Below are 8619 nucleotides of genomic sequence, written 5' to 3'. Positions count from 1 at the left end.
CCTCCTCACGTGAGGAGGTCAGCCCCTTCGAGGTTCGGCCTCAGGAGTAGACCGGCCCGGTGAACTTCTCGCCCGGCCCCGCACCCGGGGCGTCCGGGACGATCGAGGCCTCGCGGAACGCGAGCTGGAGCGAGCGCAGCCCGTCCCGCAGCGGCGCGGCGTGGAAGTTGCTGATCTCCGGGGCGCCGGCGGTGACCAGCCCGGCCAGCGCGGTGATCAGCTTGCGGGCCTCGTCCAGGTCCTTGTCCTTCTCGCCGCCCTCGGCGAGACCGCACTTGACGGCCGCAGCGCTCATCAGGTGCACCGCGACGGTGGTGATCACCTCGACGGCCGGGACCTCGGCGATGTCGCGGGTGAGGTCGTCGAAGCCGATCGCGTCGTCGTCCGCGCCGGGGGTCTGGGTGGGCTCGCTGCTCAAGGGGGGCTCGTTCCATCGGGTCGGGTGTCCGTACCCATGGAGCGTACAAGGGCCCCATCCGCACCAGGACACGGCCGTGGCCGCACCCGGACACGGCCGTGCGGAGAGGCGGAATGGCGTTCGACGGCGCGACGCTGTAGGCTTCGAGACTGACCGGCCGGGATCCCGTATGGGCACCTGGCCAGCAAGTGGAGGCTCCACTGAGGAGGCCCGAGAGGGCAACCGCGAAAGTCTCCCACCTGATCGGCCTCGCGGCCGACGGGTCCCGGTCCGCGACGGGCGCCTCTGGCGCCGAGTCGCCGCAGCGCCCCTCACCGGGCGCAGCCCCCGGTTGTGTGGAGCCCCGCTTGTACCGAGCGGGGCTTTTTTCGTGTGGCGGTGTGCGTACCGGACAGCGCAGCACGAATGAAGCCCCGCCCAGTGGTCGAGTCCACTACGTGCGACCGCCGTCCGACGGCCGCATCGCAGAAGGTGCAACCGAGGAGGCCCCATCAGCACCGAGCCCCGCATCAACGACCGGATTCGCGTCCCCGAGGTGCGACTCGTCGGTCCCAGCGGCGAGCAGGTCGGCATCGTGCCGCTTGCCAAGGCGCTGGAGCTCGCGCAGGAGTACGACCTCGACCTGGTCGAGGTCGCGGCGACCGCCCGGCCGCCGGTGTGCAAGCTCATGGACTACGGCAAGTTCAAGTACGAGTCGGCCATGAAGGCCCGTGAGGCGCGCAAGAACCAGGCGCACACGGTCATCAAGGAGATGAAGCTCCGGCCGAAGATCGACCCGCACGACTATGACACCAAGAAGGGTCACGTCGTCCGGTTCCTCAAGCAGGGCGACAAGGTCAAGATCACGATCATGTTCCGCGGTCGTGAGCAGTCCCGCCCCGAGCTGGGCTTCCGTCTGCTTCAGCGGCTCGCCGACGACGTCCAGGAGCTGGGCTTCGTCGAGTCCTCGCCCAAGCAGGACGGCCGTAACATGATCATGGTTCTTGGCCCGCACAAGAAGAAGACCGAGGCGATGGCCGAGGCCCGCGCCCTCGCGGACGCCCGCAAGGCCGAGCGTCAGGGCCGCGTCGCCGGCTCCGACGCCCCTGCGGAGACCGAGGAGCAGGACGCCGTGACCGAGGCGCAGGACGCCCCGGCCGAGGCGCCGGCCGTCGAGGCCGACGCTCCGGTCGAGCAGCCGGCCGCCTCCCAGGGCGCCTGAGCCCTCACCGGCCAGGAGGCCCGGGAGACCGGCCCACAGGGTGACGGGGCGCCCCGCCCGGTCACCGCAGATCCATCCAGTTCACGCCCGCGTGGCAACCGCCGCGCGGGCGTGGACGGGACCGACGAGGAGATACGGCGAAATGCCGAAGCAGAAGACGCACAGTGGCGCCAGCAAGCGCTTCAAGATCAGTGGCTCTGGCAAGGTGCTGCGCGAGCGCGCCGGCCGCCGCCACCTCCTGGAGCACAAGCCCTCGACGCTGACCCGCAAGCTGGCCGGGACGATCGAGCTGGCCCCCGCTGACGCCAAGAAGATCAAGAAGCTTCTCGGCAAGTGATCGCCCTCCCGCCCGGCGCGAGCCGCGAGCGGGGCAGCTGATCCTTCCCGACCCATTCGAATGACGGACCACGTGAAGTAGTCCGTGGTCCAACCCAAGGAGTAATCAAGTGGCACGCGTCAAGCGGGCAGTCAACGCCCACAAGAAGCGCCGGGTCATCCTGGAGCGCGCCAGCGGCTACCGTGGCCAGCGTTCGCGCCTGTACCGCAAGGCCAAGGAGCAGGTCACCCACTCGCTGGTCTACAACTTCAACGACCGCAAGAAGCGCAAGGGCGACTTCCGTCAGCTGTGGATCCAGCGCATCAACGCTGCGGCCCGTGCCAACGGCATCACCTACAACCGCTTCGTGCAGGGCCTGAAGGCCGCCAGCGTCGAGATCGACCGCAAGATGCTGGCCGACCTGGCCGTCAACGACCCGGGTGCGTTCGCCTCCCTGGTCGAGGTCGCCCAGAAGGCGCTGCCGGCCGACGTGAACGCCCCGAAGGCCGCCGCCGACGCCGCCTGATCTTCCGAGATCGGTTGAGCTCCGACCGGACCCGCAGGTTCGCCTGCGGGTCCGGTCCTGCTTTGCCCCCTCCTTCAGCGCCTCCGGAGAACGAGACCATGCCCAGCACCGACACCCCCCTGCTGACCTCCCTGCGCTCGCCGCGCGTCGTCGCCGCCCGCCGGCTGGCCAAGCGCAACCAGCGCACCAAGGAGCGCCGCTTCCTGGCCGAGGGCCCGCAGGCCGTCCGGGAGGCCGTCGCCTTCGGCAGGCTGCCGGGCACCGGCGAGCACGCCGTGGTCGAGGTCTACGTGGGCGTGGAGGCCGCCGAGCGGCACGCGGACATCGTCGAGGACGCCCTGGCCGCGGGGCTTCCGGTGCTGACCGCCACCGACGAGGTGATCGCCGGGATCTGCGACACGGTGACCCCGCAGGGCATCGTGGCGCTCTGCCGCTTCATCGACACCCCGTTCGCCGAGGTGCTCAAGGCCCGGCCGAAGCTGGTGGCGATCCTCGCCCACGTGCGCGACCCCGGGAACGCCGGGACGGTGCTGCGCACCGCCGACGCGGCCGGCGCGGACGCCGTGGTGCTCACCGACGCCTCGGTCGACCTCTACAACCCGAAGGCCGTCCGGGCCTCCGTGGGCAGCCTGTTCCACCTGCCGGTGGCGGTCGGCGTCCCGGTCGAGGAGGCCGTCGGGAAGCTGCGCGAGGCCGGCGTCCGGGTGCTCGCCGCGGACGGCGCGGGGGAGCGCGACCTGGACCAGGAGCTGGACGAGGGCACCCTGGGCGCGCCCGGCGCATGGGTGTTCGGCAACGAGGCGTGGGGGCTTCCGGAGGAGACCCGCGCGCTCACCGATGAGGTCGTGCGCGTCCCGATCCACGGCCACGCCGAGAGCCTCAACCTGGCCACCGCGGCCGCCGTCTGCCTGTACGCCTCGGCCCGCGCCCAGCGTTCGCCCGGCGGCTGCCGCTCGAACGCCTGACGCACCAGGGGGCGCACCGGGATCACCCCGTTGCAAGCCCTACTGCGGGCGCGTGCGAGGCGCTAGGGTCTGCGTCGGTGGGGGGAACGGCACGGTGGGTAATCGGGGAGGCAACCCATGGTCGGCAGCGGGCCCGAGCTCGACCCGGACGACCTGCCGGACGGCCTGGTGGTCGCCGACGCGCTGGGCCGGGTGGTCTGCTTCAACCGGGCCGCGGCCCGGCTCACCGGCGTGCTTCCGCAGGCCGCGCTCGGCAGCGGGCTGGAGGACGTCCTCCCGCTGGAGGACCTGGACGGCCGCCGATGGTGGCAGCTGACCGACCCGTACGGCGGCCTGGCCATCCGCACCCGCCAGCCGGAGCGCAACCTGCTGCTGCCCGGCGGGCGCGAGGTGCTGGTCTCCGCCCGTTACGTGCGCAGCGTGCCGGGCGGCCCGCTGGAGCGCCTGGTGATCGCCCTGCGCGGCACCGAGGCCCGGCGCCGCACCGAGCGCAGCCACGCCGAGCTGATCGCGACCGTGGCGCACGAGCTGCGCTCCCCGCTGACCAGCGTCAAGGGCTTCACGGCGACCCTGCTGGCCAAGTGGGAGCGGTTCACCGACGGGCAGAAGCGGCTGATGCTGGAGACCGTGGACGCCGACGCCGACCGGGTCACCCGGCTGATCGCCGAACTGCTGGACATCTCCCGGATCGACTCCGGCCGGCTGGAGCTGCGCAAGCAGGTGGTCGACCTGGCCGCGGCGGTGCGTCGGCACGTCGAGCGCAAGGTCGCCACCGGCATCCCCGAGGAGCGCTTCGACATCCGGATCGGCGGGCCGCTGACCGTGCTGTGGGCCGACCCGGACAAGGTCGACCAGGTGCTCGCCAACCTGCTGGAAAATGCGGTGCGGCACGGCGAGGGAACTGTCACGATCGAGGTGGCACCGGCCAAGGAGGTCGTCGAGGCGCCCGTCTGGGAGCGCAACGGCACCCCGCCCCGCATCGTGGAAGGCACAGCGGTCACCGTGAGCGACGAAGGAAGCGGTATCCCCGAGGAGTCGATGCCGCGCGTCTTCACCCGCTTCTGGCGCGGCTCCAAGCGTGGCGGCACGGGCCTGGGCCTCTATATCGTCAAGGGCATCGTGGAGGCCCACGGCGGCTCGATCCGCGTCGACCGCGCGCCCGGCGGCGGCGCCCGGTTCCGATTTATCCTGCCCGCCGGGGTGCCCGACTTCATGCTCTGAAAGAGCCTGAACGACAAGCACGGCATGCTCCGAACGACGACCGGAGCATGCTGTGGCCGGGTCCGGACGGGCTTGACGGCAGCCGCGCTACGCGCTGCGACTACACTCGACCTTTGGCGTTGCGCAACGCCCTGCGCGGCTGAGCCGCGGACACCACTCCCGTGAGCCTCCGGTGAACGGAGACCGGCTGCCCGTTGCCCCGGCCCCGCCGATCGTGGCGCGTTGGGCCCCTCCTGCCCGATGGCGGGCAGGAGGGAGAGCCCCCACACACCTGAGCACGGACGAGCAGGAGCACGGGAAAGATAGAGATGTCGGCACCCAACAAGTCGTACGACCCGGTCGAGGTCGAGGCCCTCAAGCCCGAGGTGGTGGAGCAGGCGCGGGACGAGGCGGTCGCCGCCTTCGCCGCCGCCGGCTCCCTGGACGAGCTGAAGCAGGCCAAGGTCGCCCACACCGGCGACCGCTCCGCGCTCTCGCTCGCCAACCGCGAGATCGGCGCCCTGCCCCCGCACGCCAAGGCGGCCGCCGGAAAGCTGATCGGCCAGGCCCGCGGGGCCGTCAACCAGGCCCTCGCCAAGCGGCAGGCCGAGCTGGAGGCGGAGCGCGACGCCCGCGTGCTGGTCGAGGAGGCGGTGGACGTCACGCTGCCGTACGACCGCGCCCCGCGCGGCGCCCGGCACCCGCTGACCACCATGGCCGAGCGCATCGAGGACACCTTCGTCGCGATGGGCTACCAGGTCGCCGAGGGCCCCGAGGTCGAGGCCGAGTGGCTCAACTTCGACGCCCTCAACCTGGGCCCGGACCACCCGGCCCGCTCGATGCAGGACACCTTCTTCGTCCAGGCCCCGGACGGCTCCGCCGACTCCGGCGTGGTGCTGCGCACCCAGACCTCCCCGGTCCAGGCCCGCACGATGCTCGACCGCGAGCCCCCCATCTACGTGGTCTGCCCGGGCCGGGTCTACCGGACCGACGAGCTGGACGCCACCCACACCCCGGTCTTCCGCCAGGTCGAGGGCCTCGCGGTGGACGAGGGCATCACCTTCGCCGACCTCAAGGGCACCATCGAGGTGCTGGTCGAGAAGCTGATCGGCGGCGGCCTGGAGCTGCGCTGGCGCCCGTCGTACTTCCCGTTCACCGAGCCGAGCGCGGAGATCGACCTCCAGTGCTTCGTGTGCCGCGGTGCGAGCGTCGGCAACCCGGACCGGCCGTGCCGGACCTGCTCCTCCGAGGGCTGGATCGAGCTCGGCGGCTGCGGCGTGGTCAACCCGCGGGTGCTGGTCGCCTGCGGCGTCGACCCCAACCGCTACAGCGGGTTCGCCTTCGGCCTGGGCCTGGAGCGGATCCTGATGAATCGTCACAACGTCGCCGACATGCGCGACATGGTCGAGGGTGACGTCCGCTTCACCCTCCCGTTCGGGATGGAGATCTGATGCGCGTCCCGCTTTCCTGGCTGCGCGAGTACGTCGACCTGCCGGCCGGCGAGACCGGCCGTGACGTCGCGGAGCGCCTGGTCCGGGCCGGCCTGGAGGTCGAGACCGTCGAGCAGCTCGGCGCGGACCTCAAGGGCCCGCTGGTGGTCGGCGAGGTGCTCTCCATCGAGGAGCTGTCCGGCTTCAAGAAGCCGATCCGGCACTGCTTCGTGAACGTCGGCGACGCCAACGGCACCGGCGAGCCGCAGGAGATCGTCTGCGGTGCGACCAACTTCGCCGTCGGCGACAAGGTCGTGGTCGTGCTCCCGGGTGCCGTGCTGCCCGGCCCGTTCCCGATCTCGGCCCGCAAGACCTACGGCCAGACCTCGGCCGGCATGATCTGCTCCGCCCGCGAGCTGGGCATGGGCGACGACCACAACGGCATCATCGTGCTCCCGCCGGAGTTCGAGCCCGGCACCGACGCCATCGAGCTGCTCCAGCTCGTCGACGAGGTGCTCGACATCGCCGTCACCCCGGACCGCGGCTACTGCCTGTCCATGCGCGGCGTGGCCCGCGAGGCCGCCGCCGCGTACGGGCTGCCGCTGGCCGACCCGGCGCTGCTCGACGTGCCGCCGGCGAACTCCTTCGGCTACCTGGTGAAGGTCAACGACCAGGCCGGCTGCGACCGCTTCGTGGCCCGTACGGTCGTCGGCGTCGACCCGAACGCCAAGTCCCCGATCTGGCTGCAGCGCCGGCTCCAGAAGTCGGGCATCCGCCCGATCTCGCTGACCGTCGACATCACCAACTACGTGATGCTGGAGGTCGGCCAGCCGCTGCACGCCTACGACAAGCAGCGCGTGGACGGTCCGATCACGGTCCGCCGGGCGGAGCAGGGCGAGACCCTCACCACCCTGGACGGGGTCGAGCGCAAGCTCTCCAGCGAGGACCTGCTGATCTGCGACAACAGCGGCCCGATCGGCCTGGCCGGCGTGATGGGCGGTGCCTCCACCGAGATCCTCGACCCGGCCGCCGGCCCGGGCACCACCGAGGTGATCATCGAGGCGGCGCACTTCGACCCGGTCGCCATCGCCCGCAGCGCCAAGCGGCACAAGCTGCCCTCCGAGGCGTCCAAGCGCTTCGAGCGCGGCGTCGACCCGGAGGCCGCCCGCGCCGCCGCGCAGCGTGCCGTCGACCTGCTGGTCCTGATCGCCGGCGGCACCGCCGAGGCCGGGGTCACCGACATCGCCGCCCCGCACCCGGTGCGCACCATCACCATCGCCGCCGACCTGCCCGACCGGGTGGCCGGCACCGCGTACGGCCGCGAGACCGTCACCCGGCGCCTCCAGGAGATCGGCTGCTCGGTCGCCGGCGCCGACGTCCTGGAGGTCACCCCGCCGACCTGGCGTCCCGACCTCACCGACCCGTACGACCTCGCCGAGGAGGTCATCCGGCTGGAGGGCTACGACAACGTCCCCGCCCGGATGCCGAACGTGCCCCCGGGCAAGGGCCTGACCGAGGCCCAGCGGGTGAACCGCCGGATCGGCGTCGCGCTGGCCGGTGCCGGCTACGTCGAGGTCAACAACTACCCGTTCCTCGGCGAGGCCGCCTTCGAGGCGCTCGGCCTGGAGACGGACGACCGGCGCCGCCGCACGGTGAAGCTGGTCAACCCGCTGAACGACGAGGAGCCGGCGCTGCGCACCACGCTGCTGCCGGGCCTGCTCGGCGCGCTGCGCCGCAACATCGGCCGGGGCAACACCGACCTGGCGATCTTCGAGACCGGCACTGTCTTCCTGCCCAAGGACGAGCTGAGCGTGGCCCCGCGTCCGGCGGTCGACCACCGGCCCAGCGACGAGGAGCTGGCCGCGCTGGACGCCGCGCTGCCGGACCAGCCGCGCCGGATCGCCGTCGCCCTCGCGGGCGAGCGGCTGCCGTCGGGCTGGTGGGGCAAGGGCGCCCAGGCCTCCTGGGCGGACGCCGTCGAGGCGGCTCGCACGGTGGCCCGCGCGGCCGGCGTCGAGCTGACCGTCCGCCAGGGCCGGCTGGCGCCGTGGCACCCGGGTCGCTGCGCCGAGCTGCTGGTGGCCGGCACCGACCGGGTGGTCGGCCACGCCGGTGAGCTGCACCCGCGGGTGGTCAAGGCGCTCGGGCTGCCGGCCCGTACCGCCGCGATGGAGATCGACGTCGACCTGCTCACCGCCGACGGCGCCGAGCGGGTCGGCGGCCCGGCCGTCTCCGGCTTCCCGGTGGCGACCCAGGACGTCGCGCTGATCGTCGACACCGCCGTCCCGGCCGCCGACGTCGAGGCCGCGCTGCGGGCCGGCGCGGGCGAGCTGCTGGAGGCCATCCGGCTGTTCGACGTGTTCACCGGCGAGCAGGTCGGCGAGGGCAAGAAGTCGCTGGCGTACGCGCTGCGCTTCCGCGCGGTCGACCGCACCCTGACCGCCGACGAGGCCACCGCCGCCCGTGAGGCGGCCGTTGCCGAGGCCGTCGCCCGCACCGGCGCGGTGCTGCGCGGCGCCTGAGCCGCCGGCACGCCGCAGGGCCTGAAGGCCCCCGCCCGGAC

Annotated in this window: 8 protein-coding genes; 7 read left to right on the top strand and 1 reads right to left on the bottom strand. The window is 72.6% G+C overall.

Going from position 1 to position 8619, the window contains the following annotated elements; all coding sequences use genetic code 11:
- Positions 1-40 precede the first annotated feature (40 nt).
- Positions 41-418 carry a DUF1844 domain-containing protein gene (locus ACFU7Y_RS33890; protein WP_224281591.1) on the bottom strand — a complete coding sequence of 126 codons (378 nt, stop codon included), beginning with the start codon at positions 416-418 and terminating at the stop codon, positions 41-43.
- Between the two features lie 490 nt (positions 419-908).
- Between ACFU7Y_RS33890 and infC the strand changes: the two genes are divergently transcribed.
- From infC to pheT, 7 genes are all read left to right on the top strand, one after another.
- Positions 909-1619: a translation initiation factor IF-3 gene (gene infC, locus ACFU7Y_RS33885; RefSeq protein ID WP_224281598.1), complete on the top strand. Its 711-nt coding sequence runs from the start codon at positions 909-911 to the stop codon at positions 1617-1619.
- Between the two features lie 142 nt (positions 1620-1761).
- Positions 1762-1956, top strand: coding sequence for a 50S ribosomal protein L35 (gene rpmI / locus ACFU7Y_RS33880; protein WP_045701618.1), 195 nt, complete (start codon positions 1762-1764; stop codon positions 1954-1956).
- Between the two features lie 109 nt (positions 1957-2065).
- The gene (rplT, locus tag ACFU7Y_RS33875; protein ID WP_030055649.1) at positions 2066-2461 is read left to right on the top strand and encodes a 50S ribosomal protein L20; all 396 of its coding nucleotides are present in this window, start codon (positions 2066-2068) and stop codon (positions 2459-2461) included.
- Between the two features lie 98 nt (positions 2462-2559).
- Positions 2560-3426 (top strand): RNA methyltransferase, encoded by an 867-nt coding sequence (locus tag ACFU7Y_RS33870; protein WP_224281592.1) that lies wholly within the window; start codon positions 2560-2562, stop codon positions 3424-3426.
- A 117-nt stretch (positions 3427-3543) separates the two neighbouring features.
- Entirely contained in the window at positions 3544-4647 is a 1104-nt protein-coding gene (locus ACFU7Y_RS33865) for an ATP-binding protein (protein ID WP_224281593.1), read from the top strand.
- A gap of 308 nt (positions 4648-4955) precedes the next feature.
- Positions 4956-6077 (top strand): phenylalanine--tRNA ligase subunit alpha, encoded by a 1122-nt coding sequence (gene pheS / locus ACFU7Y_RS33860; protein ID WP_224281594.1) that lies wholly within the window; start codon positions 4956-4958, stop codon positions 6075-6077.
- Positions 6077-8578: a phenylalanine--tRNA ligase subunit beta gene (gene pheT / locus ACFU7Y_RS33855; protein ID WP_380770659.1), complete on the top strand. Its 2502-nt coding sequence runs from the start codon at positions 6077-6079 to the stop codon at positions 8576-8578. The genes pheS and pheT overlap by 1 nt, the downstream gene beginning before the upstream one ends.
- The last annotated feature ends 41 nt before the right edge of the window (positions 8579-8619 follow it).

This window comes from Kitasatospora sp. NPDC057542, assembly GCF_042801945.1.
In the GTDB taxonomy this organism is placed as follows: domain Bacteria; phylum Actinomycetota; class Actinomycetes; order Streptomycetales; family Streptomycetaceae; genus Kitasatospora.
Note: the sequence above shows the minus strand (reverse complement) of the source record. Positions and strands in the feature narration are given on the sequence as shown.

Coding starts and splice junctions, on each gene's coding strand:
- ACFU7Y_RS33865 (WP_224281593.1), top strand. CDS start 3,544: ATGGTCGGCAGCGGGCCCGAGCTCGACCCGGACGACCTGCCGGACGGC.
- ACFU7Y_RS33870 (WP_224281592.1), top strand. CDS start 2,560: ATGCCCAGCACCGACACCCCCCTGCTGACCTCCCTGCGCTCGCCGCGC.
- pheT (WP_380770659.1), top strand. CDS start 6,077: ATGCGCGTCCCGCTTTCCTGGCTGCGCGAGTACGTCGACCTGCCGGCC.
- rpmI (WP_045701618.1), top strand. CDS start 1,762: ATGCCGAAGCAGAAGACGCACAGTGGCGCCAGCAAGCGCTTCAAGATC.
- pheS (WP_224281594.1), top strand. CDS start 4,956: ATGTCGGCACCCAACAAGTCGTACGACCCGGTCGAGGTCGAGGCCCTC.